General features: G+C 49.4%; 30 protein-coding genes, 1 tRNA gene, 2 rRNA genes and 1 pseudogene. 12 read left to right on the top strand and 22 right to left on the bottom strand.

Annotated features, from left to right (window positions below):
* Window positions 1-60: 60 nt before the first annotated feature.
* The 5 genes from LU633_RS23745 to birA all read left to right on the top strand — a co-directional run bounded on the left by LU633_RS23745 (window position 61) and on the right by birA (window position 5,700).
* A tRNA-Glu gene (locus tag LU633_RS23745) sits at window positions 61-136 on the top strand.
* 202 nt (window positions 137-338) lie between these two features.
* Window positions 339-3,241 (top strand): 23S ribosomal RNA (locus LU633_RS23740).
* Between the two features lie 203 nt (window positions 3,242-3,444).
* Window positions 3,445-3,560, top strand: a 5S ribosomal RNA gene (gene rrf / locus LU633_RS23735).
* Window positions 3,561-3,697: 137 nt separating this feature from the next.
* Complete coding sequence (gene murB / locus LU633_RS23730; protein WP_046372142.1) at window positions 3,698-4,735, top strand: UDP-N-acetylmuramate dehydrogenase; 1,038 nt, start codon at window positions 3,698-3,700, stop codon at window positions 4,733-4,735.
* On the top strand, window positions 4,732-5,700 hold the full coding sequence (birA, locus tag LU633_RS23725) for a bifunctional biotin--[acetyl-CoA-carboxylase] ligase/biotin operon repressor BirA (RefSeq protein WP_016191233.1): 969 nt from the start codon (window positions 4,732-4,734) through the stop codon (window positions 5,698-5,700). Before murB ends, birA begins: the two co-directional genes overlap by 4 nt.
* Window positions 5,701-5,777: 77 nt before the next feature.
* On the opposite strand, the pseudogene LU633_RS23720 reads toward birA, so the two are convergent.
* From LU633_RS23720 to LU633_RS23630, 19 genes and pseudogenes are all read right to left on the bottom strand, one after another.
* Window positions 5,778-6,565, bottom strand: a pseudogene (locus tag LU633_RS23720) (alpha/beta fold hydrolase); the annotation flags it as partial.
* A 237-nt stretch (window positions 6,566-6,802) separates the two neighbouring features.
* Window positions 6,803-8,986: a catalase/peroxidase HPI gene (gene katG, locus LU633_RS23715; RefSeq protein WP_016191232.1), complete on the bottom strand. Its 2,184-nt coding sequence runs from the start codon at window positions 8,984-8,986 to the stop codon at window positions 6,803-6,805.
* Between the two features lie 334 nt (window positions 8,987-9,320).
* Window positions 9,321-10,673: a glutathione-disulfide reductase gene (gene gorA / locus LU633_RS23710; protein WP_016191231.1), complete on the bottom strand. Its 1,353-nt coding sequence runs from the start codon at window positions 10,671-10,673 to the stop codon at window positions 9,321-9,323.
* A gap of 158 nt (window positions 10,674-10,831) precedes the next feature.
* Window positions 10,832-11,899 carry a tyrosine-type recombinase/integrase gene (locus LU633_RS23705; protein WP_016191230.1) on the bottom strand — a complete coding sequence of 356 codons (1,068 nt, stop codon included), beginning with the start codon at window positions 11,897-11,899 and terminating at the stop codon, window positions 10,832-10,834.
* Window positions 11,874-12,119, bottom strand: a complete 246-nt coding sequence (locus LU633_RS23700; protein WP_016191229.1) for an excisionase — start codon at window positions 12,117-12,119, stop codon at window positions 11,874-11,876. The genes LU633_RS23705 and LU633_RS23700 overlap by 26 nt, the downstream gene beginning before the upstream one ends.
* Window positions 12,120-12,148: 29 nt before the next feature.
* Window positions 12,149-12,403, bottom strand: a complete 255-nt coding sequence (locus LU633_RS23695) for a hypothetical protein (RefSeq protein ID WP_152664237.1) — start codon at window positions 12,401-12,403, stop codon at window positions 12,149-12,151.
* A 144-nt stretch (window positions 12,404-12,547) separates the two neighbouring features.
* The gene (locus tag LU633_RS23690; RefSeq protein WP_040465591.1) at window positions 12,548-12,913 is read right to left on the bottom strand and encodes a hypothetical protein; all 366 of its coding nucleotides are present in this window, start codon (window positions 12,911-12,913) and stop codon (window positions 12,548-12,550) included.
* On the bottom strand, window positions 12,910-13,131 hold the full coding sequence (locus LU633_RS23685; RefSeq protein WP_016191225.1) for a hypothetical protein: 222 nt from the start codon (window positions 13,129-13,131) through the stop codon (window positions 12,910-12,912). The genes LU633_RS23690 and LU633_RS23685 overlap by 4 nt, the downstream gene beginning before the upstream one ends.
* On the bottom strand, window positions 13,128-13,397 hold the full coding sequence (locus LU633_RS23680; RefSeq protein WP_016191224.1) for a DUF5405 family protein: 270 nt from the start codon (window positions 13,395-13,397) through the stop codon (window positions 13,128-13,130). The genes LU633_RS23685 and LU633_RS23680 overlap by 4 nt, the downstream gene beginning before the upstream one ends.
* A gap of 98 nt (window positions 13,398-13,495) precedes the next feature.
* Window positions 13,496-14,269, bottom strand: a complete 774-nt coding sequence (locus LU633_RS23675) for a DUF551 domain-containing protein (RefSeq protein WP_082103801.1) — start codon at window positions 14,267-14,269, stop codon at window positions 13,496-13,498.
* Window positions 14,266-14,490 (bottom strand): hypothetical protein, encoded by a 225-nt coding sequence (locus LU633_RS23670; protein ID WP_046372144.1) that lies wholly within the window; start codon window positions 14,488-14,490, stop codon window positions 14,266-14,268. Before LU633_RS23670 ends, LU633_RS23675 begins: the two co-directional genes overlap by 4 nt.
* Window positions 14,483-15,490, bottom strand: a complete 1,008-nt coding sequence (locus LU633_RS23665) for an LbetaH domain-containing protein (protein WP_233485075.1) — start codon at window positions 15,488-15,490, stop codon at window positions 14,483-14,485. The genes LU633_RS23670 and LU633_RS23665 overlap by 8 nt, the downstream gene beginning before the upstream one ends.
* Complete coding sequence (locus LU633_RS23660) at window positions 15,487-16,068, bottom strand: hypothetical protein (protein WP_232426869.1); 582 nt, start codon at window positions 16,066-16,068, stop codon at window positions 15,487-15,489. Before LU633_RS23660 ends, LU633_RS23665 begins: the two co-directional genes overlap by 4 nt.
* A 9-nt stretch (window positions 16,069-16,077) precedes the next feature.
* On the bottom strand, window positions 16,078-16,347 hold the full coding sequence (locus tag LU633_RS23655; RefSeq protein ID WP_016191220.1) for a hypothetical protein: 270 nt from the start codon (window positions 16,345-16,347) through the stop codon (window positions 16,078-16,080).
* A gap of 20 nt (window positions 16,348-16,367) precedes the next feature.
* A complete protein-coding gene (locus LU633_RS23650; protein WP_016191219.1) occupies window positions 16,368-17,003 on the bottom strand; it encodes an ERF family protein in 636 nt (211 codons plus the stop codon).
* Window positions 17,004-17,315: 312 nt separating this feature from the next.
* Window positions 17,316-17,447 (bottom strand): protease FtsH-inhibitory lysogeny factor CIII, encoded by a 132-nt coding sequence (locus tag LU633_RS23645; protein WP_016191218.1) that lies wholly within the window; start codon window positions 17,445-17,447, stop codon window positions 17,316-17,318.
* A gap of 11 nt (window positions 17,448-17,458) precedes the next feature.
* On the bottom strand, window positions 17,459-17,950 hold the full coding sequence (locus LU633_RS23640; protein ID WP_016191217.1) for an HNH endonuclease: 492 nt from the start codon (window positions 17,948-17,950) through the stop codon (window positions 17,459-17,461).
* A gap of 434 nt (window positions 17,951-18,384) precedes the next feature.
* Window positions 18,385-18,615, bottom strand: coding sequence for a hypothetical protein (locus tag LU633_RS23635; protein WP_016191216.1), 231 nt, complete (start codon window positions 18,613-18,615; stop codon window positions 18,385-18,387).
* Between the two features lies 1 nt (window position 18,616).
* On the bottom strand, window positions 18,617-18,952 hold the full coding sequence (locus tag LU633_RS23630) for a transcriptional antitermination N peptide (protein WP_016191215.1): 336 nt from the start codon (window positions 18,950-18,952) through the stop codon (window positions 18,617-18,619).
* A gap of 368 nt (window positions 18,953-19,320) precedes the next feature.
* On the opposite strand from LU633_RS23630, the gene LU633_RS23625 reads away from it, so the two are divergent.
* On the top strand, window positions 19,321-19,494 hold the full coding sequence (locus tag LU633_RS23625) for a DUF2767 family protein (RefSeq protein ID WP_016191214.1): 174 nt from the start codon (window positions 19,321-19,323) through the stop codon (window positions 19,492-19,494).
* 34 nt (window positions 19,495-19,528) lie between these two features.
* On the opposite strand, the gene LU633_RS23620 is transcribed toward LU633_RS23625, so the two are convergent.
* The 3 genes from LU633_RS23620 to LU633_RS23610 form a co-directional block, all read right to left on the bottom strand.
* Window positions 19,529-20,035: a DUF4411 family protein gene (locus LU633_RS23620; protein WP_016191213.1), complete on the bottom strand. Its 507-nt coding sequence runs from the start codon at window positions 20,033-20,035 to the stop codon at window positions 19,529-19,531.
* Window positions 20,032-21,156 carry an ImmA/IrrE family metallo-endopeptidase gene (locus LU633_RS23615; protein WP_040465590.1) on the bottom strand — a complete coding sequence of 375 codons (1,125 nt, stop codon included), beginning with the start codon at window positions 21,154-21,156 and terminating at the stop codon, window positions 20,032-20,034. Before LU633_RS23615 ends, LU633_RS23620 begins: the two co-directional genes overlap by 4 nt.
* A gap of 138 nt (window positions 21,157-21,294) precedes the next feature.
* On the bottom strand, window positions 21,295-21,987 hold the full coding sequence (locus tag LU633_RS23610; RefSeq protein ID WP_016191211.1) for an XRE family transcriptional regulator: 693 nt from the start codon (window positions 21,985-21,987) through the stop codon (window positions 21,295-21,297).
* Between the two features lie 75 nt (window positions 21,988-22,062).
* Between LU633_RS23610 and LU633_RS23605 the strand changes: the two genes are divergently transcribed.
* The 6 genes from LU633_RS23605 to LU633_RS23580 all read left to right on the top strand — a co-directional run bounded on the left by LU633_RS23605 (window position 22,063) and on the right by LU633_RS23580 (window position 25,268).
* Entirely contained in the window at window positions 22,063-22,290 is a 228-nt protein-coding gene (locus tag LU633_RS23605; protein ID WP_016191210.1) for a helix-turn-helix transcriptional regulator, read from the top strand.
* A gap of 135 nt (window positions 22,291-22,425) precedes the next feature.
* Window positions 22,426-22,731 carry a CII family transcriptional regulator gene (locus LU633_RS23600; RefSeq protein WP_016191209.1) on the top strand — a complete coding sequence of 102 codons (306 nt, stop codon included), beginning with the start codon at window positions 22,426-22,428 and terminating at the stop codon, window positions 22,729-22,731.
* Between the two features lie 18 nt (window positions 22,732-22,749).
* Window positions 22,750-23,451, top strand: coding sequence for a phage antirepressor KilAC domain-containing protein (locus LU633_RS23595; protein ID WP_016191208.1), 702 nt, complete (start codon window positions 22,750-22,752; stop codon window positions 23,449-23,451).
* Complete coding sequence (locus tag LU633_RS23590; protein WP_016191207.1) at window positions 23,448-23,810, top strand: HNH endonuclease; 363 nt, start codon at window positions 23,448-23,450, stop codon at window positions 23,808-23,810. Before LU633_RS23595 ends, LU633_RS23590 begins: the two co-directional genes overlap by 4 nt.
* On the top strand, window positions 23,791-24,510 hold the full coding sequence (locus tag LU633_RS23585) for a helix-turn-helix domain-containing protein (protein WP_016191206.1): 720 nt from the start codon (window positions 23,791-23,793) through the stop codon (window positions 24,508-24,510). The genes LU633_RS23590 and LU633_RS23585 overlap by 20 nt, the downstream gene beginning before the upstream one ends.
* A complete protein-coding gene (locus LU633_RS23580; RefSeq protein ID WP_016191205.1) occupies window positions 24,507-25,268 on the top strand; it encodes a replication protein P in 762 nt (253 codons plus the stop codon). Before LU633_RS23585 ends, LU633_RS23580 begins: the two co-directional genes overlap by 4 nt.
* Window positions 25,269-25,451: the final 183 nt, after the last annotated feature.

Below are 25,451 nucleotides of genomic sequence, written 5' to 3'. Positions count from 1 at the left end.
TTCATGCGCAGTGCTCACACAGATTGTCTGATAGAAAAGTAACGAGCGTAACCATACTGAGTCCCCATCGTCTAGAGGCCAAGGACACTGCCCTTTCACGGCTGTAACAGGGGTTCGAATCCCCTTGGGGACGCCAAAGTTATGTCTAGAGTATCTCAAAACTGGCTTACCCTGGTGGGAAGTCATGTTTGAGATATTTGCTCTTTAACAATCCGGAACAAGCTGAAAATTGAAACGACATGTTGTTGTCATTCTGGGTAACAGGAATGGCGTGATGACATGTACGGTCTCTCAATGCCTGCAACGGCATGCGTCCTGTGGACGCCTGTGGGTTGTGAGGTTAAGTGACGAAGCGTACACGGTGGATGCCCTGGCAGTCAGAGGCGATGAAGGGCGTGCTAATCTGCGATAAGCGTCGGTAAGGTGATATGAACCGCGATACCCGACGATACCCGAATGGGGAAACCCGGTGCACTTGTGCATCATTGCAGCATGAATACATAGTGCTGCAAGGCGAACCGGGGGAACTGAAACATCTCAGTACCCCGAGGAAAAGAAATCAACCGAGATTCCCCCAGTAGCGGCGAGCGAACGGGGAGGAGCCCGGAACCATCATCAGCTTGTGCATCAGTGGAAGCGTCTGGAAAGTCGCAGGGTACAGGGTGATACTCCCGTACACGAAGGTGCACATGCTGTGAGTTCGAAGAGTAGGGCGGGACACGTGTTATCCTGTCTGAATATGGGGGGACCATCCTCCAAGGCTAAATACTCCTGACTGACCGATAGTGAACCAGTACCGTGAGGGAAAGGCGAAAAGAACCCCGGCGAGGGGAGTGAAACAGAACCTGAAACCGTGTACGTACAAGCAGTGGGAGCACCTTCGTGGTGTGACTGCGTACCTTTTGTATAATGGGTCAGCGACTTGTATTCTGTAGCAAGGTTAACCGAATAGGGGAGCCGCAGGGAAACCGAGTCTTAACTGGGCGTTAAGTTGCAGGGTACAGACCCGAAACCCGGTGATCTAGCCATGGGCAGGTTGAAGGTTGGGTAACACTAACTGGAGGACCGAACCGACTAATGTTGAAAAATTAGCGGATGACCTGTGGCTGGGGGTGAAAGGCCAATCAAACCGGGAGATAGCTGGTTCTCCCCGAAAGCTATTTAGGTAGCGCCTCGTGAAGTCATCTGCGGGGGTAGAGCACTGTTTCGGCCAGGGGGCCATCCCGGCTTACCGATCCGATGCAAACTCCGAATACCGCAGAATGTTATCACGGGAGACACACGGCGGGTGCTAACGTCCGTCGTGAAGAGGGAAACAACCCAGACCGCCAGCTAAGGTCCCAAAGTCATGGTTAAGTGGGAAACGATGTGGGAAGGCCCAGACAGCCAGGATGTTGGCTTAGAAGCAGCCATCATTTAAAGAAAGCGTAATAGCTCACTGGTCGAGTCGGCCTGCGCGGAAGATGTAACGGGGCTAAACCATGCACCGAAGCTGCGGCAGCGGCGCGTAAGCGTTGTTGGGTAGGGGAGCGTTCTGTAAGCCGTGGAAGGTGTGCTGTGAGGCATGCTGGAGGTATCAGAAGTGCGAATGCTGACATAAGTAACGATAAAGCGGGTGAAAAGCCCGCTCGCCGGAAGACCAAGGGTTCCTGTCCAACGTTAATCGGGGCAGGGTGAGTCGACCCCTAAGGCGAGGCCGAAAGGCGTAGTCGATGGGAAACGGGTTAATATTCCCGTACTCGGTGTTGCTGCGAAGGGGGGACGGAGAAGGCTATGTCATCCGGGCGACGGTTGTCCCGGTTTAAGCGTGTAGGCTGTTTTTCCAGGCAAATCCGGAAAATCAAGGCTGAGGCGTGATGACGAGGCACCACGGTGCTGAAGTGACAAATGCCCTGCTTCCAGGAAAAGCCTCTAAGCATCAGGCAACAGAGAATCGTACCCGAAACCGACACAGGTGGTCAGGTAGAGAATACCAAGGCGCTTGAGAGAACCCGGGTGAAGGAACTAGGCAAAATGGTGCCGTAACTTCGGGAGAAGGCACGCTGGCGCGTAGGTGAAGGGACGTGCTCCCGGAGCTGAAGCCAGTCGAAGATACCAGCTGGCTGCAACTGTTTATTAAAAACACAGCACTGTGCAAACACGAAAGTGGACGTATACGGTGTGACGCCTGCCCGGTGCCGGAAGGTTAATTGATGGGGTTAGCGGCAACGCGAAGCTCCTGATCGAAGCCCCGGTAAACGGCGGCCGTAACTATAACGGTCCTAAGGTAGCGAAATTCCTTGTCGGGTAAGTTCCGACCTGCACGAATGGCGTAATGATGGCCAGGCTGTCTCCACCCGGGACTCAGTGAAATTGAACTCGCTGTGAAGATGCAGTGTACCCGCGGCAAGACGGAAAGACCCCGTGAACCTTTACTACAGCTTGACACTGAACACTGAGCCTTGATGTGCAGGATAGGTGGGAGGCTTTGAAGCGCGGACGCCAGTTCGTGTGGAGCCATCCTTGAAATACCACCCTTTAACGTTTGGTGTTCTAACCTTGCGCCGTGATCCGGCGCGGGGACAGTGTCTGGTGGGTAGTTTGACTGGGGCGGTCTCCTCCCAAAGCGTAACGGAGGAGCACGAAGGTTGGCTAATCCTGGTCGGACATCAGGAGGTTAGTGCAATGGCATAAGCCAGCCTGACTGCGAGCGTGACGGCGCGAGCAGATGCGAAAGCAGGTCATAGTGATCCGGTGGTTCTGAATGGAAGGGCCATCGCTCAACGGATAAAAGGTACTCCGGGGATAACAGGCTGATACCGCCCAAGAGTTCATATCGACGGCGGTGTTTGGCACCTCGATGTCGGCTCATCACATCCTGGGGCTGAAGCAGGTCCCAAGGGTACGGCTGTTCGCCGTTTAAAGTGGTACGCGAGCTGGGTTTAGAACGTCGTGAGACAGTTCGGTCCCTATCTGCCGTGGGCGCTGGAGAATTGAGGGGGTTTGCTCCCAGTACGAGAGGACCGGAGTGAACGCACCGCTGGTGTTCGGGTTGTCACGCCAGTGGCACAGCCCGGTAGCTAAGTGCGGAAAAGATAAGCGCTGAAAGCATCTAAGCGCGAAACTTGCCCCGAGATGAGTTCTCCCTGTGGCTTAAAGCCACCTTAAGGGACGTTGAAGACGACGACGTTGATAGGCCGGATGTGTAAGCGCAGCGATGCGTTGAGCTGACCGGTACTAATGACCCGTGAGGCTTAACCTTACAACGCCAGAGGCGTTCTGGTGAGTGTTGAGAGACGACACGATCGGTATTCAGCTTGTGACGGACAGAAGAATTTAGCACTGTTCTGCGGAGATGATTCCGAAGGATTTTGCGCTGAGAGGGCGGTAAGGAGCATACATGGGTATGTGACTGAGCGAGGCGATATCAGCACAAAAGGCACGGGACAGGGCACAAAGAATTTGCCTGGCGGCTTTAGCGCGGTGGTCCCACCTGACTCCATGCCGAACTCAGAAGTGAAACGCCGTAGCGCCGATGGTAGTGTGGGGTCTCCCCATGCGAGAGTAGGGAACTGCCGGGCATCATACAAGCGGACCCCCGGCCAGTGGCCGGGGGTTTTTGCGTCTATAGCTGGAAAAAAAAGCCGGAAAAAAAGCTGCGTGACCCGGTTAATCGGTTAGACTGTGCAGTTACCTTTACCTTCCTTAAGGCCGTCAGATGTTCAGCCAGTCCCCTTCCTTAACACCTTTTAACACCTTTGGCCTTGATGTCAGGGCAGAACAGATTGTTGTGGCGGAAACCGCCGCTGAACTTGTGGCCACCTGGCAGGACAGCATTCGGTATAGCCAGCCTGTCCTGATACTTGGAGAGGGAAGCAACGTCCTTTTTCTGGGAGACTTCGCGGGCCGGGTGATTGTTAACCGTCTTAAAGGGATCTTGATTAAAGAGAGCGATACTGCCTGGCACTTACAGGTTGCATCGGGTGAAAACTGGCACAATCTGGTGCAGTATTCATTGAAAAATCATATTTCTGGCTTGGAAAATCTGGCGATGATACCCGGTTGTGTGGGCTCTGCTCCCATCCAGAATATCGGTGCTTACGGAGTAGAGTTAAAAAGCGTTTGTGAATATGTCGATGTGCTGGATCTCAACACGGCCGAAACCCATCGCTTATCTGGGGAGCTGTGCCAGTTTGGCTATCGGGACAGTATCTTCAAACATCAATATTTGCAGGGCTATGCGATAGTGGCTGTTGGATTGAAGTTGGACAAGCAGTGGCGACCCGTTATGACCTATGGCGATCTAAGCAAATTAGATCCCGCCACCGTGACGCCAAAGCAAATTTTCGATGCGGTTTGTCATATGCGTAGTAGCAAACTGCCCGATCCCACGATCATGGGCAATGCGGGTAGCTTCTTTAAAAATCCAGTGGTTGATGCCTCATTTGCGCAATCGTTATTAAACAGGTATCCCGGCGCATCGTGTTACCCTCAGACTGATGGCACGGTAAAACTAGCGGCCGGATGGTTAATCGAGCGCTGTGATTTGAAGGGTTTCAGCATAGGTGGCGCTGCCGTTCATCAGCAGCAGGCACTGGTTTTGATTAATCAGAATCAGGCCAGCAGTGACGATATTGTGGCGTTAGCACGGGAAGTGCGCCAGCGGGTCGGGAGCAAATTCAATGTCTGGCTTGAGCCTGAGGTGCGCTTCATTGGTGCGGCGGGAGAACAGAATGCCGTTGAGGCGATTGCATGAAAGCGAATACTGTTCCCTTAACGTTAATCGGACTTTTGGCCGATGGCGAATTCCACTCCGGCGAGCAGTTGGGTGAACAGCTTGGCATGAGCCGTGCCGCTATTAATAAACATATTCAGACCCTGAAAGACTGGGGTATAGATGTATTTACGGTAGTAGGGAAAGGCTATAGCCTGTCTGCGCCGATGCAGTTACTTAATGAACAACAGATTGCCAGGCAGCTGGATGATGGTCGTCTGACGGTAATCCCGGTGATTGATTCCACCAACCAGTACTTACTGGACAGGATGGACGAGTTGCAGTCCGGGGATGCGTGTGTGGCAGAGTATCAGCAGGCCGGGAGAGGAAGACGCGGCAGACAGTGGTTTTCGCCATTTGGCTCAAACCTCTATCTTTCGATGTACTGGCGTCTGGAGGACGGCCCTATTGCCGCGATGGGACTAAGTCTGGTGATTGGCATTGTTACTGCCGAGGTGCTGCAACAGTCAGGTGCCAACGATGTGCGGGTAAAATGGCCAAACGATCTTTATCTTAAAGATCGCAAACTTGCCGGTATTTTGGTTGAATTAATGGGTAAGACCGGTGATACAGCGCATATCGTTATCGGAACAGGTATTAACCTTGTAATGCAGTCTCCTGACCCTGCCGTTGTTAATCAGGGCTGGATCAATCTGCGAGATGCTGGTGTTAAAATCGACCGCAACTTGCTGGCGGCAAAATTGGTGAACAGTATGCGCCAGTCGCTGGCACTATTTGAACGTGAAGGCCTTGCACCCTTTATTGAACGCTGGAAAGCGCTGGATAACTTTATTGATCGCCCGGTCAAATTACTGATTGGGGACCGTGAAATACCCGGCATTGCAAGAGGTATCGACCAGCAGGGGGGGCTGCTACTTGAGCAGGATGGCGTGGTGAAATCCTGGGTTGGTGGAGAGATCTCACTGCGTCTACTTGCAAAGCAGTGAGTGCTGAGACCGATAAGCGATTTGAAAGAAAAAGGAGCCTCTGCTCCTTTTTCTTTTTGACTGTTATAACGACTGCAAAAAGCCAGCAAATCATCATTCAGCTGTTGCTGATGCGTTACGCCATCATAAATTTTTAACTGTGCGTTATCGATCATGGCAGCAGCCAGTTTGCCTGTTGCCTCGAAAGGGACGATCTGATCGTTGCTACCGTGAACGATCAGCGTTAGTACCGCGATCTTCGCCATGTCTGGTCGGTAATCTGTTTCGGAGAAAGCTGTCACGCAATCCAGCGTCCCCTTAAGAGAAGCCAGCAGGGCGATATTCAACGTTTGCGTCATCACCCCATCAGAAACCGACATCCCTTTATTTGTACCGTAAAACGGCGTAGCGAAATCGTGGATAAATTGTGCCCGATCCTTTAATAATCTGATTTAATATCATCAAATACCGATTTATCAACACGTTCAGGATGATCGTCCGTTTTAATAAACAATGGCGTGACGGCACCCAGGCAATACCAGACTGGCGATCCGCTCGTTGCCAAATTTACCGATGTAGCGACTGACGTCACCACCACTCATTGAAAAACCTACCAGAGTGACATCGCGTAGATCCAGGTGCTCAATCAGATCGTTAAGATCCGATGCGAAGGTATCGTAATCATAGCCGTCCCAGGGTTGATCGGCGCGACCAGAGCCACGGTGATCATAAGCAATGGTCCGGTAGCCGCAAGCGGCAAGGAAAGCATCTGGCTGTCCCACATATCGGCATCAAGCGGTCAGCTGTGGCTGAAAATAATCGGCTTACCTTTGCCCCAGTCTTTAAAATAAAGTTGCGTACCGTCCTGTGTTGTCAACATGCTCATCGCATTTTCTTCCAGTCAGATTTATGAGGGGGACGTTAACCATATCTGGTCTGACGAGAATAGAGAAAGTTGGCGAGCATTCTGACGGGGAAAGCGTGCTAAATGAATGGGTTCAGTGAGGAAAGCGATAAAAAATCACATGGAAAAAAGCAGGGACGTGAGTCTTTGCAAAGAAATCAGGAAGGGTCAGCGCCCTTCCTTGTATGTAATAGCAATGTGGTGGTTAGCTGCTAAGGTTTACAGCAAATCGAAACGATCCAGATTCATGACTTTATGCCATGCCGCAACGAAGTCGGTCACGAATTTCTCTTTCGCATCGCTGCTGGCATAGACCTCTGCTATGGAGCGTAACACCGCATTGGAGCCAAACACCAGATCGGCACGGGTCGCGGTAAATTTCACTTCGCCACTCAGACGGTCGCGCCCTTCGAAAAGTTCAGCATGGCTACCTTCAACAGCTTTCCACTCGTTGCCCATATCCAGCAGGTTGATGAAAAAATCATTGCTGAGTATGCCAGTACGACCGGTAAACACACCGTGCTGGCTACCGTCAAAATTCGTACCGAGAACGCGCAGGCCACCAATCAGCGCCGTTAATTCTGGTGCAGTCAGCGTCAGCTGCTGTGCTTTGTCGATCAGCAGCTCCTCAGTAGAGGCGCTATTGTGTACCCGACGATAATTACGGAAGCCATCAGCCGCAGGATTAAGCAGTTCAAAAAGATCGATATCGGTTTGATCCTGGTGTGCATCCACGCGACCCGCAGCGAACGGAACGGAGACATTCACGCCTGCTGCACGGGCAGCCTTCTCTACACCTACCACTCCGGCCAGCACGATAATATCTGCCAGAGAGGCTTTACCTGATGACTGCTGAATACCCTGTAATACCGTCACCGCGCGTGCAACATGCGCGTTCACCGGCCAGCCACGCTGTGGTGCCAGCGCCAGCCGTGCACCATTTGCTCCGCCGCGCTTGTCGCCGCCTCGGAAAGTAGAAGCCGATGCCCAGGCAACAGAAACCAGCTCGCTGACTGACAGATCGGACTGGGCAATTGCCGTTTTCAGATTCTCAATATCCGCGTTATCCGGATGATGAACTGCTTTTGGTAACGGGTCCTGCCAGATTAATTCTTCTTTAGGTACTTCCGGGCCGATGTAACGTGCCAGCGGTCCCATATCCCTGTGCGTCAGCTTGTACCACGCGCGAGCAAAGGCTTCATTAAACGCCTGCGGATTGTTCAGGAAACGGCGCGAAATTTTTTCGAATTCCGGGTCGAAGCGCAACGTTAAATCCGTCACCAGCATAGTAGGTTTACGTTTTTTAGCCTTGTCGAATGGATCAGGAATGATCTCCTCTGCATCGACGGCCTCAAACTGAATTGCGCCTGCTGGACTACGGGTTTGCACCCACTCATATTTGAACAGATTCTCGAAAAAGTAGTTACTCCACTGCGTTGGTGTCTGTGACCAAATTACCTCAAGACCGGATGTAATGGCATCTGCGCCAACACCGCTGCCATGGGTGCTGGCCCAGCCAAAGCCTTGGGATTCAATGGAAGCGGCTTCAGGATCGGCACCGACATGGCTGGCAGGGGCTGCGCCGTGCGTTTTACCTAATGTGTGGCCACCTGCAATAAGTGCGACAATCTCTTCATCATCCATGCCCATATTACCGAAAGTGGCACGAATTGCCGGGGCGGCCGAGGCGGGATCGCCGCTGTGTTCAGGTCCTTCCGGATTAACATAGATCAGGCCCATTTCTGTCGCACCTAGCGGTGTTTGTGCCAGAGATTCGGGATGACGGTGGGCCAGCCAGGTTTTTTCACTTCCCCAGTCGACATCAAGGTCCGGTTCCCAAACATCTTCACGTCCCGCACCAAAGCCAAAGGTACGGAAACCAGCGCTTTCCAGCGACACATTGCCAGCCAGGATATAGAGATCGGCCCAGGAAATTTTTTGTCCATATTTTTGTTTTATTGGCCACAACAAGCGACGGGCTTTGTCCAGACTGACGTTATCAGGCCAGGCGTTTAAAGGGGCAAATCGCTGCTGACCGCGTCCGGAACCACCACGACCATCTTCAGAACGATAGGTACCTGCACTGTGCCACGCCATACGGATAAACAGGCCGATATAGCTGCCCCAGTCGGCAGGCCACCACGGTTGAGAGTCTGTCAGAAGCGCTTTGAGATCGCCTTTCAGCGCGAAGTAATCCAGCTTGCTGAATTCATGACGATAGTTGAAATTTTTGCCCAGTGGATTGGAACGCTCAGAATGTTGGTTAAGCAGGTCAACGCGTAACTGATTGGGCCACCAGTCGCGGTTTGTGGTGCCACCACCCGCGTGTTGTTCCTGTTTACCCTGATGGAAGGGGCATTTTCCCGCAGAAGGCGAATCGTGTGTATCGGTTGGTGTTGTCATGAAGAGGCTCCGTATCTATGATGTTCTGATTGCTCATTACGATAAATGTCTTTCTGGTCAAGTCCTACCTGAATAAAACTACGGGTGTGATAGCTAAATCCTTTTATTTGAAAAGGATTACAGGTGGTCCATCTTCCGGGCAAAGCATTGCGCGAAGATAAGGTTAGGACAAGATGTAACTTATTGCTTTAAAAAGTACAGGATAGAAAAGAAGCTCAGTATGTGAGCTTCTTCAGAGGACGGGGCGGGTGATAAAACAGGCAAGATGCCAGCCCGTGTATGCGATCCGCCTCTCAGTATCATGAGTAAAACGCAGGGCGTTCAACAATCCATGCTAGCGCATGGTGACGAATTCTTCCGCGCCTGTCGGGTGAATCGCGACGGTATTGTCGAAGTCTTTTTTAGTTGCGCCCATTCTCAACGCTACCGCAAAGCCCTGCAGCATTTCGTCCATACCGTAGCCGATGCCGTGGATACCGACAATTTTCTCTTCCTGACCGACGCAGACCAGTTTCATCCGGCAGGGCTGGCGGTGTTGGGTCACGGCGGTATACATGGCGGTAAACGCGGATTTATACACTTTCACCTGATCATCGCCGTACTGCTCGCGGGCCTGTGGCTCGGTCAGGCCCACCGTGCCGATGGGCGGATGGCTGAACACCACAGTTGGCACGTTGCTGTAATCCAGATGCTCTTCCGGTTTGTTGTTAAACAGGCGTTCGGAAAGACGGCGGCCTGCGGCAACGGCAACAGGCGTCAGTTCCACTGCACCCGTGTTATCGCCTACAGCATAAATACCTGCCACGTTGGTATTTTGATATTTATCAACGTTGATATAACCTTTTTCATTCAGCGCGACACCAGTGGTGGCAATGTTCAGGTCATCGGTGGCTGGCTCGCGGCCAATGGCCCACACCAGGCAATCAACCGTCTGCTGCTGTCCATTCTCCAGCTGCAGCGTCAGGCTACCGTCGGCATTCTTGAACACCGCCTTCGGCGTTGAGTTGGTATGCAGCACAGGGCCTTCCCCGTTCATCACCTCAAGCAATGTTTCGACGATAAGGGGGTCGAAAGAGCGTAGCGGAGCATGTTTGCGCACGAACAGATGCGTCTCTGAACCCAGCGCGTTCACCACGCCAGCAATCTCAACCGCGATATAACCTGCGCCAACCACTGCGGTGCGCCTGGGTAAGGCATCCAGTTCAAAGAAGCCATCAGAATCGATACCGTATTCTGCACCGGGTATGGAAGGATGGCTGGGTCGGCCACCAGTGGCGATCAAAATATGATCTGCCGTAATCTTTTCACCATTCACTTCTACGGTGTGCGCGTCTACAAAGCGCGCGTGGCCTTTAATCACCTCAACCTTATTTTTGCCGAGCACGTTGTCATAAGAGTTATGGATACGGTCAATGTAGGCGCTGCGGTTCTTAACCAGCGTGGCCCAGTTAAAGCTGTTCAGGGTGGTGTCAAAGCCGTAATCCGGGCTATACCGATGAATGGCTTCAGCAATTTGCGCCGCGTACCACATCACTTTCTTAGGCACACAGCCAACATTTACGCAGGTGCCGCCAAGATCTTTTGCCTCAATCAGCGCACATTTTCTCCCGTACATGGATGCACGGTTAATGGAGGCAATACCGCCGCTGCCGCCACCAATAGCAAGGTAGTCAAAATGTCTGGTCATCAGGAATATTCCAATAAGTCAGTAAAATAAATTGGCGTTAGTGTAGCGCCACTAAGGGTGATGCCGCAAAGATTGCGCCTATGATTGTGATAGGTAAAGTGGAAATTATATCTAATTATATTAATAAGATATGAAGGTTAGTTCTAAATCACTCTAAATTAGCTCAAAATGATATCCCACTCACTACCCCTTGAATCTCTATACCTGTCAGTCATTTGTGCGGATTTATGCCCCAGCAATCTTTGTGCAAATTCCGCCCCATTTTCTTTGGTATGTAGCCTCGCAGACAGGCTTCTAAGTTCGTGAAATGAAGGGGGAGCACCATTCCATGATAATCCGCAATCTGACCTCAACCGGGAAAATCCACCTGATATTGTCCTCGGTGCAATCCGTTCACCTTTCTTCGTGCCGACAACATATTCCCCTGGAGAAGATAGCCTGCACTCACTGAGAAGATCAGAAAAAATCAGTCCAGCCTCGCTAAGTTTTAAATTGAGGGGTATAGCCAGCTTTGCCCCTGTTTTTAACTGCTCAACCCGCATGAATCCATCCGCTACAGAATCCCACTTCATTTCACTGATATCGCTAACTCTTTGCCCCGTCAACAACGCAACGCGGATACTGAGAGAAATCCATTCCGGCATTCCGGCAGATTTACTGATAATCACCCGATAGTCATCAAGTGATAGACGAGAACGCTTAACCTTTGTTCGCGGATTTCTTGTAACGGACACAGGATTGTTATTAATGTACCCTTCGGCTATTGCTGACCTGAACATATCAAGAAGTGTGGATCTGATGAGTTTTGCTGTTGTACTTTTTCCCTGCGACTCATACCTGCCAATAAAATCTGCAATTGTTCTTGTGCTGACCTGATTCAAATGCATGTCAGGAATTCCATTGCGGATTGCCTTTATCCTGTCTGCATAATCTGTGAGTGTCTTTGATTTCAGATCTCGACCTATAAGAATTTCATAATATTTATCTGCCCATACATAAAAACTGATATTTCCCTGACCGGACATCCTTTCAATCAGGCTTGCAGTCGGTGAATCGACCATTGACATATTGGCTTCAATGGCCTGAGTCACAGCATATCGCTTATCCCTCCCAAGCCCGTACTCCTTACCCGTCCGTGGGTCGCGGTAACTGTAATAGCCATCATTCCTGACATACAGGTTGGGCGGCAGATCACGCGTCTTATGGCTTCTTCTCCGTGCGGCCATTTTTTATCCTTGAGGTTAGTGAGTTGACTGAATGACAGGATTTTGACTGTCTTTGCGATGGGTGAGTGATTTTTACCGCGTCTTCATCGACATAGTACTGATAACCGTCGAATTGTGGAGGCGGGTATATTTTTTGCCCTCTTGCCCAGCGGCGCAGCGTTTCAGTTGAACGGGGGACAGGCAGGCGCTGCCCCCACTCATGTAAAGTAATGAGTGGCATATTTTACCTCTGTATGTCAGACGGTGGGGTTAATGGCTGGCTTGGCTTTCGCGCTCTTTCTTCGTCGCATAGCGCCAGGCGTAACCGCGATGCGTTTTAGCGCGACCGCTGATCGCCTCTTTTATGCCTGACCGATTGAAGCCCGGCGCATAATAGGCGGAGCGGAAATAAACCTGCTCGCCGGTCTGCAGGTGCGTGCCGATGACGGCCATCTGACGTGCTGGAATCTCTTTCAATCTGAACTCCTTTTGTTTGCCAGTCTCTGACAAACGTAATTCAGCCACAGCCACGGCTCCCGACGATATTTATCAGGCACAAGATGAGCTATTTTCGCGGCGTGTTTGTCGAGGGCCTGGCGGTAGGTGAGAGTGTTGTTTGGGTTGGTGTATTCTGCCAATGCGGTACGTGCGGTGCTTTTGATTGCGTTGTCAGCTTCCGGCGTCATCGGTCAGCCTTATGCCGGGGATTTTACCGGCGGCGATGGCGTCGTAAGTTTTAAACCAAGCTTTCCCGTAACCGGAATTTTCATCGCAATGAATACCGTTGCCGAGTATGTTGCACATGATTTGAACTATCTCATTACGTCTTCGCTCTGCTTCGGTGCAGATGGGGCGGAATTTTTCTGGCCTTTGCGCAACGCAATAAACTATTTCTGAATCCAGGTCTAGTCGGTGCGTGGTAACATACTTTTCACCAATATATTTTATTATTACCGGGTTCCATGTTTCACAGTCGTAAATCTCACAGTCACATCCAACCGGCGGCAGGCCTTCACCATCCCATTTAATGCTCATGCCACTCTCCTTTGCTGTTCTGCCCGCGCCAGCCGTTCTGCATCTTCCCGGCACTCTGACGAGTAATAGCTGGTTCCTGGCTGTGACTTCTCGCCGCAGTCCCCGTTACGGCAAACCGGAGACGGAGGGGCGGGTAGCTTCCTGTTAGCCAGGGCGTTATCAATCATCTGCTGCTGACGGGCTGCTGCCTCGTCTGCCGGGTCTGCGAAAGTGGTCATACTGATACCTCCGAAAACGCTTTCTCACACTGCATTGCGACACGCTCAATATGCTGTTGCATGGCTTGAAGTGACTGTACGTCTGACAAGTTCACATCAAGATTAATTAACGCGCTGATTGCCTGGTGGATTTTGGGGTAGTAGCCAACGAGAGCCAGCACCTCGCTACCGGCATTCTTTCCCTCTTTTGCAATCTTTTTCTCACGAACTATGTACTGATACTGGTCAACGGTCAGTACGTATTTATCACCGATGTCTATTTTCATTGGTTACTCCGAATTCTGGACACAAAAAAAGCCGCTTCAGCGACTCAGTCTTTCTCGCGCAGCCACAATGCACAGGGCTATGAATAAGATGTTGATGGTTATGACTCATCACCTCCGGGCTCTGGTGCTGCCAGCAGCGGCATCCAATGAGTGGCTTCGAACGCTAGGGATATTGATGCCCCGCCATCATAGTTACTGGCCTCAAGCCCTTCAATTAATGCAAAATGAGGTGGGTAGTATGTGACGGCCGCCGCCTCACAAATACAGCCGTGGCCTATATTGGCGATAACTACTGATTGACCTTCCACCGGCAGCCGCTCACTACACCGAATCCACTGCTGTGCTGGCGATTGCGGGGTGGTATCCTCATCAGTGAGGGAACCATCAGCCTGAAGCGAGGCGAGGGCGATTTCTGCTATCTGTTTTGCCTCCAGCGCTGGCAGCATAACGTTTGCATTGTCGCCGTATTTTTCCCGCCATGCTGCAATAGTTTTGCATCGCTCAACCAACGACAGCCGTTCTTCATTCGTCATCGCTCTTACTCCTGCTGTTGATGCGCAGCACTTCTGCTTTCTCTTCCAGCGCCTGGCGAATGTCGTTGATACTGTCCTGGGCCTCAAGGTCACCTGATGCGTTTTAACAGCGCATGCAATGAGATTCATGTTATCCAAGGAAACATTCACGCACGGCACCTCGTCTACAGCCTTGAATGCATGAATTACATCGCCATCCTTGCCGCTGGCGCTACTCAAACGAGCCATGCTATTGCTGGTAGCCCAGCGCCACGGCATGGGGGAAGCGAATTTAATCAGGCCCCGAAGATTTGCTAATTCCTCAAGCGGTAGTGTTTTGTCGTATGGGCGCTGGTTCATGAGTCACCCCCGATGCGCTTCACTTCAATATTTCGCAGGTACATTTTTGCACCTCTGTCACTACTACCGGTTAGAGCCAGGGCAAACTCATGGGGTAATATTTCCAGAGTGATTGTTTTCCCTCGCTCAACGCGGATAATCATCCTGATTGGGTTTTCTAAATCACCCCTTGGGCGAACGATGCTCAACTGCACATCCGATGGAGTAGGGAGTTCACGCATGGTCGCCTCCCTGCTCACCTTCAACTTCTGCCAGCCTCAACTTAATAACCAGAATCAGGGCGCGATAAATATCGCCGTGCTGGTTGTCGCTGTGCGTATCGTTAACAGCTGACTCAAACTCGTCAATCGTGCCAGAGAAACATCCGCGTCTGACCATGATGCTGTTATCACGCTGCCGGAACGCTGTCAGGAAACCATTCTCTGAACCAATTGGCCCGATAGAGATCCAGTGCGCATTGCCGTACACCCATGCATCGCCGGACACCTTCGCATTGCCGTACACCCATGCATCGCCGGACACCTTCGCATTGCCGTACACCCATGCATCGCCGGACACCTGCGCATTGCCGTACACCTTCGCATTGCCGTACACCCATGCATCGCCGGACACCTTCGCATTGCCGTACACCCATGCATTGCCGGACACCTGCGCATTGCCGTACACCCATGCATCGCCGGACACCTGCGCATTGCCGTACACCTTCGCATTGCCGTACACCCATGCATCGCCGGACACCTTCGCATTGCCGTACACCCATGCATCGCCGGACACCTTCGCATTGCCGTACACCTTCGCATTGCCGTACACCCATGCATCGCCGGACACCTTCGCATTGCCGTACACCCATGCATCGCCGGACACCTTCGCATTGCCGTACACCTTCGCATTGCCGGACACCTTCGCATTGCCGTACACCCATGCATTGCCGGACACCTGCGCATTGCCGTACACCTTCGCATTGCCGTACACCTTCGCATTGCCGGACACCTTCGCATTGCCGTACACCCATGCATTGCCGGACACCTGCGCATTGCCGTACACCTTCGCATTGCCGTACACCCATGCATCGCCGGACTGTTCTACATTACTCTCGCTCTCAACCCAGCCACCCAAATCACCAGTTTGAACATTACCAAACGAAATCATGGCGCGAATGCGGAACAGTTTTCTACCGAAAAACTCTTTGGAAATTTCAGCAACAAGTTCGAACTTTTTCATTTGGACACCTCACCGGCGCGGAGTTGGGCAGCAAAATCTTCTGCGCCAATTGCAATCAAATTACATGGAGATGCATCATTGCCATTTGCACGAAGGTGAATAACCAATTTCTCCACACCCTGCGCCATCATCTCCCTGATAGCGGCATCGGTAGCTGAAAAATCCAGCTGATCAGCGCAGGGGATTAACTCGCCGTAAACGCTTTCCATCGCCTGATCCCAACCATGACGCATCGCCTCGTAGCGGTCAGTGATGTTTCGGTCTTCCAGTCCGCACCCCATGCCTTCGTAGTGATACTGAGGTTCGTTATCGAGGTCAGTTACTGAATCGATAATCTGGCGCATCATTGCCCCTTCAGCTGCCAGCGCGTTCACCTGCTGCTGCAGGGCGTTACGTTCAACGTAAACTTTCATCGCTGCGTCTGCATCTTCACGAAAGTTCAGATCGATAATTCCCTGGCTTTCTCCTGACTCATTCCTTTCATAGAGGGTGTAAAAGTTCGCGGAGTCGCCATCACAGATTTCACAGTGGCCTTTAGCGTCGGTTTTGACGCCCGATACGTAGTATTTTTCCATCATATTGTTCCGTTATGTGTTGAGGTCATGGCTATTCAGCCCTTCATAAACACCACCCCATGATTCTGATAAGTGGATGCGTGGCAGTTCGGGATAACTGGCTGCATCTCTGGCGTAGCGGCTGGTTTGCAGCTCTGCTTTACGCTGCTCAGGCGTTTTAGAAATGATGCGCGGGTGACTCCTTCCTTCTTTTGCTGCAAGCCATGCCTCACCAACTTCGGCGACAATGGCGGCGGATGGGCATGACGATGCCGCCCCGGTATGAGGTTTTGATGTAGGCATGGTGGTTTCCTGCGAGAGGGTTATGCTGGTTGCTCTAATTCAGCTTTTCTGTCGAGATACACTGACTGAGCCTTACCATGCTGCTCTGTGCCAGCGAGGCTTTTATCAGCTGATTTCCACGCCCTCTCAAGTTCGACAATAGAGGACTTCAGTGCGTACTCAGTGAAAGCCGTGAGAATCTGCTGTGGCGTTCTGGCGGGAGGGGGGTGATTATTTGCCGCCTGTCTATTCTGCTGGTATGACTGCTGCCTTGCTGAATTCTGCTGATTTTTATGCTCGTCAGTATCAGCATCCCTGGAATCATCAATGCCAAACAATCCGTTAAGGCAGTATTTACGCGCATATGAGCTGGTAGCGCCCGTTACCTGAGCTGCATCCATTCCTTTTTTTGACTCTTCCTCGCGCGCCATTGCTGATGCGGTGATTGTGGTCTCACCGTCTGTAATGGTGGCTGTGGCCCGCACGTAATACCGGTCGCCTATTGGTACAATCTCGTCAGAAATTGAGAGAAACAGGCCATTTAGCAGTGGCTTCACGCCTTCCAGGATATCCTCACAACTCCTGTACTTGTATTTACCAAATGAGTTGTACTGATTTTTTGGTGCGTTCAGTGTTCGTTGGATTTCTGCAAGCCTCGCATAGAATTCCTTGCTCATCAATCACCTCAGAATGGAGCGGGGCCAAGAAAATGGCGAGAGTTTATTTTTTCAAGATAGGCTGCTTTTAATGCCAGTCTTTTATCTTCATGGCGACCTGCTCGGCGATAAGCCAAAGCTGTGCATATGTATGCCTTTCGCCATATGTGACTTACTTCTATAGTTGCTGCCAGTGAGTTAAATTTCATTATTTTAACCTCGCGCTAATCCATGCTTCAGCCATTTCCTTATATCCGGCATTTGTATTTGGGAATGCGCAGATATTACCCTTGATGGCAATAATCAGGTGGAATCCATCGATGGTGAATATCATTACGGCCTCCCTTTCTGCTTCAGTGTGTCTAATAATTTGCGACAGCCGGAACGCAGGCGCTTAGTAATAATGTCGAGTAATGATTCAGAGCGGCCAGCAACAGGCCACCCTGCAACGGCATACTGTTGCATGGCTATTCCTTTTATTTTTCAGATGAAAACTCGCCATGATATATGGCGGCTGCGTTCTTATATGCTTGATGTGCTTCTATTGCGGTTCGGTGATAACCAAGAGATACCCTCTTGCGGCTCACCATTATTTGGGCAAGAAATTTCCCTTCTCGGGTTGAGAAATAAACCCCTTTAAAGCCAGAAGAATTATTTCTACCTAACCCTGTGTTATGTTGATTTTGGCTTTTATTCGCCAGCCTTAAATTACAAAGCCGGTTGTCTGATCGGATTCGATTTATGTGGTCAATATCTTCGGTAGGCCACTCTCCATACACATAAAACCAAGCCAAACGGTGTGCTCTATAAGGTTTCTTTTGGATGGTGATCACTACGTATCCAGTTTTGTGATGAGTCCCCGCCACTGAGTTCCTTATTTTGGTTCCGCTTTTCTTATTCCAAGTGAATCTTCCTGTTTCGGGTGAATAAGAAAGTACTGACTGCAACTCAGAATGAGATAGTTGCATGGCGTTTCCTTGATTTAATTGAACAGGTCAGTGGATGATGGGCAACATCGTAATGCCGCCTGTCACGGCATTGGGTTGCTACTCTTAATTAATCTTCTGGGCGTGGATTCATCTTCTCTCCTTACAGGGTTATTTTCGGTCTTGTGATTTCTGCATGTCTTTTACTCGGTATCTTCTTACCTCCGTTTCATCAACGCCACAGCAAATACAAAGACAAACCTCTTCCATCTGTTCGTGAATCACATTGGTGGCAGGTATTTTTACAGGCACATCCACCCATGAATTTGACCTCAGGCGTCCAATTACTTTGTGAAAGAACATCTCATTAGGAGCGTAATATCATTTTTGCTCTGTCAGAGCGTAATCCCCGAAATCAAAGCTCATTTCCCCTCCTGATATTAAGGCGTAAAAAAGCCGCTTATGCGGCCTGTTATCTAAAATATCGCTACAATTCGATGGTTTTTGCTTCCGTCAAGATGTTTACCATCCGCAGCTGCGGACATGGTTTTAATATTATTAGCACCAATTTGGGTCATAATATTTCTTATTTTATATTCGTATTTCTTGTGGGTATCTATATGAATGAAAGCGCCAATGCAGCATACCGATTCAACCCGCACTCCTGCTTTTTCAAGCAGACTTTTCAATTTTTCATTTCTGTTCATATCAGATAATCCCTCTTGGAGGTGAAGATTTTCCGCACGTCTTCTGCTTTGCGTTAATCGTCCGGCCTGCTTCGTTAAGTACCTTCCGGTATTTCGGGTTCTCACGACACTCAACATATTTAGCGGCGGCTGCCAGAATCTGTTTGTGATATTCCGTTGATGTATCAACTGCCTTGCTTACACGGTCAATCGGCTTACGATTACAGCTCAACACAACGCGACCTGCGGTAGGGCGGTGCATCACCTCTGAACTTTTAGCCTGCTCACTCTGCAAATCAGCACGACGCTCACGGCGACGGCCTGATGCTGAACCTGCAAATACCGTTCTTCGTGTCATAGATACCTCCTGAATGATTTTTCGGGTGCTGTGCCGCGTTGCTGATCTTCGCGGTTGCGCTTTCTCACGCTGCATTTCACAGCACTCAAAAAATCACGTTTGGGTACTATCTGGCTTTTCAGCCACGTAGGTGATCCATCACCGTTGTGTAAAGAGCAAATCAGCTGACTGTGTAGCGGTGTGTCGTGCTGATGGGTTTATATTGTACCATTAGTACGAGTTAAGCAAGTACCTTTGGTACGAATTTGTTGTGTTTATATTCGTACTTATTGTTTCTTTATGATTTGAAAGGTGATTTATTTTTGTAAATGCCATCCATGCTGTGTCGTGATAGGCTTTTATGGTCAAAATATGAGCAGTGAGTATGTATGGATATGGAAGAAGCGCGCGAAGCCGTGGCGAGGGTTATCGGTGAAGCGGTTATTCAGCTGCTGGCAGAGGGACGGGCGCTAACTAAAGAGGTGATAGCTGAGATGGTGTCAATGCTGGCAGGCGATGAACCTGATTTAGCGGTTGAGTTTGCGCTGGGTATGCTCAGGTGACAGGCACAAAAAACCCGACGCGGGGGCCGGGCTATCACTTAGTTTCTTGTATAAAGCGTATCTGCAAAGATCTAAGCAATTCATTAGTCTTAATAAAATTCACTCCGAATTTATCGCATATATCAGGAATTTTAGGCTTAGAGCTACCAGCACCAGCTCTTACCTCATGCGTCACGACAGTGGCGGATAACGTTTTTGCTTTTGCAACTAACCAAGGATCAGCAACGCTGAGGAATGAAGGAACATTTTGATTGTTTTTCTTCCGGGACTCATATTCCGTTTGTACGTAGTTAGCAATTAAAGCGAAATTTTTTTGAGTATCTACATCATCAACACTTCCAAAAAAATGCTTACGTACACTAATCCATTCATAAATCGCATCTTCTTTATGTGCAACTTCATCGTATACATGTCTGATACTGATCAACTCACCAGTTATAAACCGCTCAGAAAGAAAATCCCAAAATCCCGGACAGATGCCCAGGCAGTAGTATGTATTTTGCGCTTCAATGAAAATATTTGAGTCTATGATATAATTCAAAGTCCCAATTCCTTCTGAGCAAATTCGTTTAGTTTGCTTGGTCTTATTCCGGTTAGTCTTTGGGCATCTCTTAAAAGCAGTCTTCCCTCAAGAGCTTGCGTAACAACAGCTCTTGCAAAAGTTTCACTTACCCGAGCTTTCTGTGTTCTCGGGTAGACACCTCGGCCGCCTTGAGGCTTATCGTTGATTCTAGAAACATAAGAAACATATTCACTTTCTTTTATAAAACCTAGAGTTAGAGCTCTGCGGGCGATTACCCACCTGCTGACCCTGAAGAAATTTGCCAAAGAATAAATGTTATCTTCCCAAATTTCATCATCAATCCATTTTATTCTTATGATATTTTCAGGGACTAAATATTCAGCAGCTACAGCATTGCAAAGCTCTTCCTCACGATTCTTTGAATTATGATTAAGATCTACTATGGCAGATTCACCAATCATAAGATGAGCAAGCTCATGAATTAGCGTGAATAATTGAGCAGATTTTGCATCATTATTATTAATGAAGATAACTGGAGCTCTATCATCTGCAACACAAAAACCACGAAAATCATCGACACTGATGGGGCGGTGGGTATTGTTTTTAACAACTCCATTTTTCATTACTAAAATGCCATTTTTCTCGACTTCTTTAATAAGTTTTGAAAGAAACTCTTCCCACTTTCCGCTTTTTGGTGGTATGTCGACGTCAAGCCTACTTCTCAACTCATTAACAAGAATGTTAAAAGAGGTATTTTTATTGTACTTCCCTATCAAATCAACTTCATCAAGACCAGACTCCACGGAGTATTCTTTGTACCATTCAATCTTGAGCATCACATCATTTAGCGTGTCCCTGAGCTCTAGAGATACATCGATCTCTCGACTTCCGACAGTTCGGCGATCAGGAATTGGAAGCGTCTCTTCAAGAGGTTTATCTAAGTATAGGCAGCCGAAGGGAACGTGAGTAATGTCTGCAAATCTTTGAGCTTCAGCAAAAGAAATAGGATGAGAATCGGCCTCCCAATTTTCTATGAGATCTGGTTTCTTCTTCATCTTTAATGCAACATAGTTTATTGAAAGGTTTGCTCTCTCTCTAGCCCACGTTAGCATTTTCCTGTTTATAAAAGCCTGAGGCATGAATCACCAGAGTTAAAAAAAGCCTATTGTCTCACCTTCATTGTTGTGCATCACTGATCTGCCGTCAACGAGTTTGTTCATGCTGAAAACATCTCTGCGACCTCTCTCACCCGAACGTCTCATCCGGCAGCTGTGTCCTTAGATGCCGGCACCATCCACGCGAGTAACGTCATCGTGATCAATGTAGCGAGTATGCTTCACTATAGCTGAAACAAAGTGCATCTTTTCTATCTGATTAATTTCAAGCGTTATTGGACGGTGATCACTATTTACGCTGGAGAACTTATAATCACCATCCCGGGTCTTGGACATGATTTTAATCATGTTATGCCCATCCATTGTCCTGACGAATACCTCATCGCCAGCATGCACGCCAGTGTTAGGCTCAATCACCACATACTCGCCTGACTGGATGCGGGGCCACATACTGTCACCCTTGACCTTGAGTCCGTATGCGTCCTTATCTCCGCTGTAAATTCGCAACCATCCAGCACGAAACTCGATCATATCCACTGAACCATCAACCCCCAAGACAGCTTCGCCAATGACGGGAACATAACCATCTTTAATAGATCCAGCGAATTCTAATTTCTCGCTTTCTTTACCGTGTTGAAGCCATATCACGTCGACATCAAGGAAGTTAGCGATCTCGTTCATCTTATCCTGACGGGGAACCGACTCCGCATTTAGCCACTTGCTGACAGCCTTTGAGGTAACAGAAAGCGCTCTTGCAAGTGCCATTCCGCGACCATGCTCATCCAACCCAGCCATATTGCAGGCCTGCGCAAGCCTAGCTGAGAACTCTTCGCGCAATTTATCTCTCTGTACCATGAGTACGATAGTAAGCCACTTGCAAAAACTTTCAGTTCAATCATAATGCGTACTGAAAGTACGAAAGGAGAGCCCATGGAAAACTTAGATGAGCCGATAAAGAGTATCGGTATTCCCGAAGTAGCTAAGGCTTGTGGAGTCAGTGAAAGGGCCGTCTATAAATGGCTTAAAAACGGATTTCTCCCCAAGACCGAGTTTTTCGGAAAAACGCAATACGCATCAAAAATTCAGGAAATCTCACAAGGCAAATACCTTGCCTGTGAACTTCTTGATTTAAGTAAAAAAAACTTACTCGCAGCATAAGCACTACCGCTCTTTACACAACGGACACGAAGTCCCACGTCGCTGAAAAGCGAAAACCAAAAAAACTCAAACCAACAGTGGCATTAGCTACGGCTTTGTCACGTCACAACTAATCAACAGGAAGAATTATCACAGATGGAAATTGCAAAATACCGCAAAAAAGCGTCTCGCATTGAGTCGCAGTTGTTGGGGAAGCTGGCCGTTATGGGGCAGACGAAGTTCGCGAAGCTTATGGGCTTAACGGATACGAAAGTAAGCAGGATGAAAGACGGGTTCTTTCAGCAGGCTGCGATGGCTATTGCCATCCTGGAGTACGGGGTGGACGACACTGAAGTGTTTGAAATAGCCAAACGAATACTCGCCGCAATCCCGCAGATACAAAAGCAAAAAGCCCCGGCTGCACGAACAGCTGAGGCTTCTCAGATATCAATGTCTTTCTAACAATGTCTGGAGATAAGTATGCCAGGAATTATCACTACGGGCAACACTACCCTTATTGGTACTGATGAGCTTCTCGTAATCGTCAATCAGTCAAGGGCAGAACATGGCGAAAGCGCTGTGCGGAATAACGATTTCATCGTACGGGTTAAAGATGAGCTGGAAGGTGAGGACTACGAAACTTTCGTAGTTCAAAATCCGAACGGAACTAAATCAGAACAGCTTCGAATTTCCAACGACCAGGCGGTTTTGGTTGGTATGAGGGAATCAAAAGCAGTTCGCCGTACGGTACTGGCGAAACTGAAAGCAAAGCAACCATTGCCTTTGCCTCAGACGCTTCCAGAAGCACTACGACTGGCAGCCGACCTGGCTGAGGAAAAGCAGGTTCTCGAAAACCAGCTCGCTATCGCAGCTCCGAAGGCTCAGTTTGTCGACAGCTACGTGAGCGCAAGCGGATCACTTGGTTTCCGAGAAACCTGCAAGCTGCTTCACATTAAAGAGAACGCTTTTCGCCAGTTTCTCCTGGATAGCCAGATCATGTACGTGCTGGCCGGAAAGATTACTCCTTACTCACAACATATCGACGCCGGGCGGTTCACCGTTAAAACCGGTGAGAACCAGCTCAACGGACACGCGTTCACTCAGGTTAAATTCACGCCGAAAGGCATCCAGTGGATCGCCGGTCTTTGGGCCGCTCATCAGGTACAGGTAAAAGCAGCATGAGCAAAGGATTCAGCGAAACAAAAAGAAAAATAATATTTAACAAGTTTTATGGAAGATGCGCTTATTGCGGAACCTCAGTTGAGTTCATTGATATGCATATAGACCATATCACTCCAAAAAAAGAAGGCGGCAATAACGAGCTACGAAATCTCAATCCATCCTGTGCAAAGTGTAATACAACCAAAGGTGATAGGAGCCTGGAAGACTTCAGGCTTCATTCAATGCTTGGGTCATCAAGATTTAAAGGCATCATCAATTTCAAACAGTGGCAGTCCTTAAATGATCTTGGTGTTTTTATAAACCTGCCAACGCATATATTTCATTTCGAGGATTCAGGCCATGAGCAGAGCTGCAACTGACTGGGCTTGGGGCTTAGAGCTGAAAGCACCGCAAAAAATACTTGTGCTTTCGCTCGCAGATAGAGCAGATGAGTACCACTGCTGCTACCCAAGCATTCAGCGCCTGGTTAAGGATACGGGGCTTGATAAAAAGACCATCGGAAAATGGATAAATCAGATGATAGAAGACGGGCTTATTTCAGATACTGGAGAGAGAAAAGGCCCAACAAAAAGGGTGCGCGTTTTACGTTTAAACCTTGAAAACAAATGCACCCAAAAACGGGATAATTCCAAAAACGGGAATATACCCAAAAACGGGAAATTGAATGATCCCAAATTTGGGTGTTTGAATGATCCCAAATTTGGGTCACAGAATCAGTCATTAGAACCAGTCATTGAACCTAAAGAAACACCAGTCGCTGACGCTCCCCATAACAATCAACTCGACGTTTCTCGTTACGCCTTTGAAGGCAATGTCGTGAAGCTAAACCACGCCGATTTTAAGTTGTGGGCCGATCTCTACTCAAGCATCGATCTGGTGTACGAGCTTCAGAAGCTGGATATCGAGTTCAGCCACGACAAGCCAAAAAACTGGTTTATCACTGCAAGTCAAAAAATTAGCTACCAGAACAAGCAGGCCGTGAAGCTCGGTATTAAACCCGGATCTGTGCAGCAAACCCCACACTGGAATAGCCGTGAGGGCTGGGAGGATTTCATATGAGCCTGCAACTCGTAGAAGCGATTAACAATCGTGATGGCTCCGCTATGGCTCGTATGGCTGGCGGTCGTTATGAGACAGAGAAAGTCATCAGCAGTGAAGTTGAACAGCTGGTAGACGCGCTTTTCAGGCAGCTGAAGCAAATATTCCCGGCATCAGTCAGCACAAGCCTGAGGGGCGAGGAGGCCGAGAAAACCACCAAACGCCAGTGGATAGCAGCGTTCGCCGAGAACGGCATCAAAACCAGAGAGCAGCTTTCCGCAGGTGTCCGGCATGCCAGAGCGAGTAATTCCGACTTCTGGCCGTCGCCGGGAAAGTTCATCAGCTGGTGCAAAGACAGCTCAGTAATTCTCGGCGTCACAGTCCAGGAGGTCATGCAGGAGTTTCACCGCTACAACAGAGAGAAGGGCTTGCACACTGGCGGCGCGGAACGGTTCCCCTGGTCGAAACCGGTTATGTACTGGATTGTCTGCGACACACGCCGCGCCATGTATCAGCGCCAGCTCAGTGAGGCCGAAGTCGAGAAGTACGCCGCTAAACAACTGGACGAATGGTCGAAGAAGGTTTCCTCTGGGCAGGGCATTCCTGACCCGGTTGCAAGTCTGGAAGTGAAGCGGGATGTGATGCCGATAAATGACCAGCCAACGGGTGATGATTTGAAGATGCGCTGGATGCCTGATGCCCGCGTTCTCGGATCGGTTACTCCGGCACAGTGGCTATATGCCGAATACAAACGCCGCAAAGCGGTAGGGTTGGTGTGAAATGCTAATCGCCAAAATAATTGGTACCGTCTGGATGCTGGCGTGGTTCTTATTTCTGTTCAAAATCATTGTCAAAAAAGTCAACGAGGGATTGGACCCCTTTGGAATGATATTTTCACTTGTGTTGACATGGCTATTAATCGGTCTGGCACCAGTGGTAATCGTCAAATTTGGATGGGGATT

It is taken from the genome of Erwinia tracheiphila (genome assembly GCF_021365465.1).
Lineage (GTDB): Bacteria > Pseudomonadota > Gammaproteobacteria > Enterobacterales > Enterobacteriaceae > Erwinia > Erwinia tracheiphila.
This window is presented reverse-complemented; position numbering and strand designations above follow the sequence as displayed.

What these genes read in the sequence shown, in the direction of transcription:
- birA (WP_016191233.1), top strand. Translation starts at nt 4,732, where the DNA reads ATGAAAGCGAATACTGTTCCCTTAACGTTAATCGGACTTTTGGCCGAT.
- murB (WP_046372142.1), top strand. Translation starts at nt 3,698, where the DNA reads ATGTTCAGCCAGTCCCCTTCCTTAACACCTTTTAACACCTTTGGCCTT.
- LU633_RS23600 (WP_016191209.1), top strand. Translation starts at nt 22,426, where the DNA reads ATGGAAATTGCAAAATACCGCAAAAAAGCGTCTCGCATTGAGTCGCAG.
- LU633_RS23670 (WP_046372144.1), bottom strand. Translation starts at nt 14,490, where the DNA reads ATGCGTGAACTCCCTACTCCATCGGATGTGCAGTTGAGCATCGTTCGC.
- LU633_RS23590 (WP_016191207.1), top strand. Translation starts at nt 23,448, where the DNA reads ATGAGCAAAGGATTCAGCGAAACAAAAAGAAAAATAATATTTAACAAG.
- LU633_RS23640 (WP_016191217.1), bottom strand. Translation starts at nt 17,950, where the DNA reads ATGCAACTATCTCATTCTGAGTTGCAGTCAGTACTTTCTTATTCACCC.
- LU633_RS23635 (WP_016191216.1), bottom strand. Translation starts at nt 18,615, where the DNA reads ATGAACAGAAATGAAAAATTGAAAAGTCTGCTTGAAAAAGCAGGAGTG.
- LU633_RS23585 (WP_016191206.1), top strand. Translation starts at nt 23,791, where the DNA reads ATGAGCAGAGCTGCAACTGACTGGGCTTGGGGCTTAGAGCTGAAAGCA.
- LU633_RS23595 (WP_016191208.1), top strand. Translation starts at nt 22,750, where the DNA reads ATGCCAGGAATTATCACTACGGGCAACACTACCCTTATTGGTACTGAT.
- LU633_RS23625 (WP_016191214.1), top strand. Translation starts at nt 19,321, where the DNA reads ATGGATATGGAAGAAGCGCGCGAAGCCGTGGCGAGGGTTATCGGTGAA.
- LU633_RS23630 (WP_016191215.1), bottom strand. Translation starts at nt 18,952, where the DNA reads ATGACACGAAGAACGGTATTTGCAGGTTCAGCATCAGGCCGTCGCCGT.
- LU633_RS23650 (WP_016191219.1), bottom strand. Translation starts at nt 17,003, where the DNA reads ATGAGCAAGGAATTCTATGCGAGGCTTGCAGAAATCCAACGAACACTG.
- LU633_RS23705 (WP_016191230.1), bottom strand. Translation starts at nt 11,899, where the DNA reads ATGGCCGCACGGAGAAGAAGCCATAAGACGCGTGATCTGCCGCCCAAC.
- LU633_RS23660 (WP_232426869.1), bottom strand. Translation starts at nt 16,068, where the DNA reads ATGATGGAAAAATACTACGTATCGGGCGTCAAAACCGACGCTAAAGGC.
- LU633_RS23645 (WP_016191218.1), bottom strand. Translation starts at nt 17,447, where the DNA reads ATGCAACAGTATGCCGTTGCAGGGTGGCCTGTTGCTGGCCGCTCTGAA.
- gorA (WP_016191231.1), bottom strand. Translation starts at nt 10,673, where the DNA reads ATGACCAGACATTTTGACTACCTTGCTATTGGTGGCGGCAGCGGCGGT.
- LU633_RS23580 (WP_016191205.1), top strand. Translation starts at nt 24,507, where the DNA reads ATGAGCCTGCAACTCGTAGAAGCGATTAACAATCGTGATGGCTCCGCT.
- LU633_RS23615 (WP_040465590.1), bottom strand. Translation starts at nt 21,156, where the DNA reads ATGCCTCAGGCTTTTATAAACAGGAAAATGCTAACGTGGGCTAGAGAG.
- LU633_RS23610 (WP_016191211.1), bottom strand. Translation starts at nt 21,987, where the DNA reads ATGGTACAGAGAGATAAATTGCGCGAAGAGTTCTCAGCTAGGCTTGCG.
- LU633_RS23605 (WP_016191210.1), top strand. Translation starts at nt 22,063, where the DNA reads ATGGAAAACTTAGATGAGCCGATAAAGAGTATCGGTATTCCCGAAGTA.
- LU633_RS23680 (WP_016191224.1), bottom strand. Translation starts at nt 13,397, where the DNA reads ATGAAAATAGACATCGGTGATAAATACGTACTGACCGTTGACCAGTAT.
- katG (WP_016191232.1), bottom strand. Translation starts at nt 8,986, where the DNA reads ATGACAACACCAACCGATACACACGATTCGCCTTCTGCGGGAAAATGC.
- LU633_RS23690 (WP_040465591.1), bottom strand. Translation starts at nt 12,913, where the DNA reads ATGAGCATTAAATGGGATGGTGAAGGCCTGCCGCCGGTTGGATGTGAC.
- LU633_RS23675 (WP_082103801.1), bottom strand. Translation starts at nt 14,269, where the DNA reads ATGAACCAGCGCCCATACGACAAAACACTACCGCTTGAGGAATTAGCA.
- LU633_RS23685 (WP_016191225.1), bottom strand. Translation starts at nt 13,131, where the DNA reads ATGACCACTTTCGCAGACCCGGCAGACGAGGCAGCAGCCCGTCAGCAG.
- LU633_RS23655 (WP_016191220.1), bottom strand. Translation starts at nt 16,347, where the DNA reads ATGCCTACATCAAAACCTCATACCGGGGCGGCATCGTCATGCCCATCC.
- LU633_RS23665 (WP_233485075.1), bottom strand. Translation starts at nt 15,490, where the DNA reads ATGAAAAAGTTCGAACTTGTTGCTGAAATTTCCAAAGAGTTTTTCGGT.
- LU633_RS23700 (WP_016191229.1), bottom strand. Translation starts at nt 12,119, where the DNA reads ATGCCACTCATTACTTTACATGAGTGGGGGCAGCGCCTGCCTGTCCCC.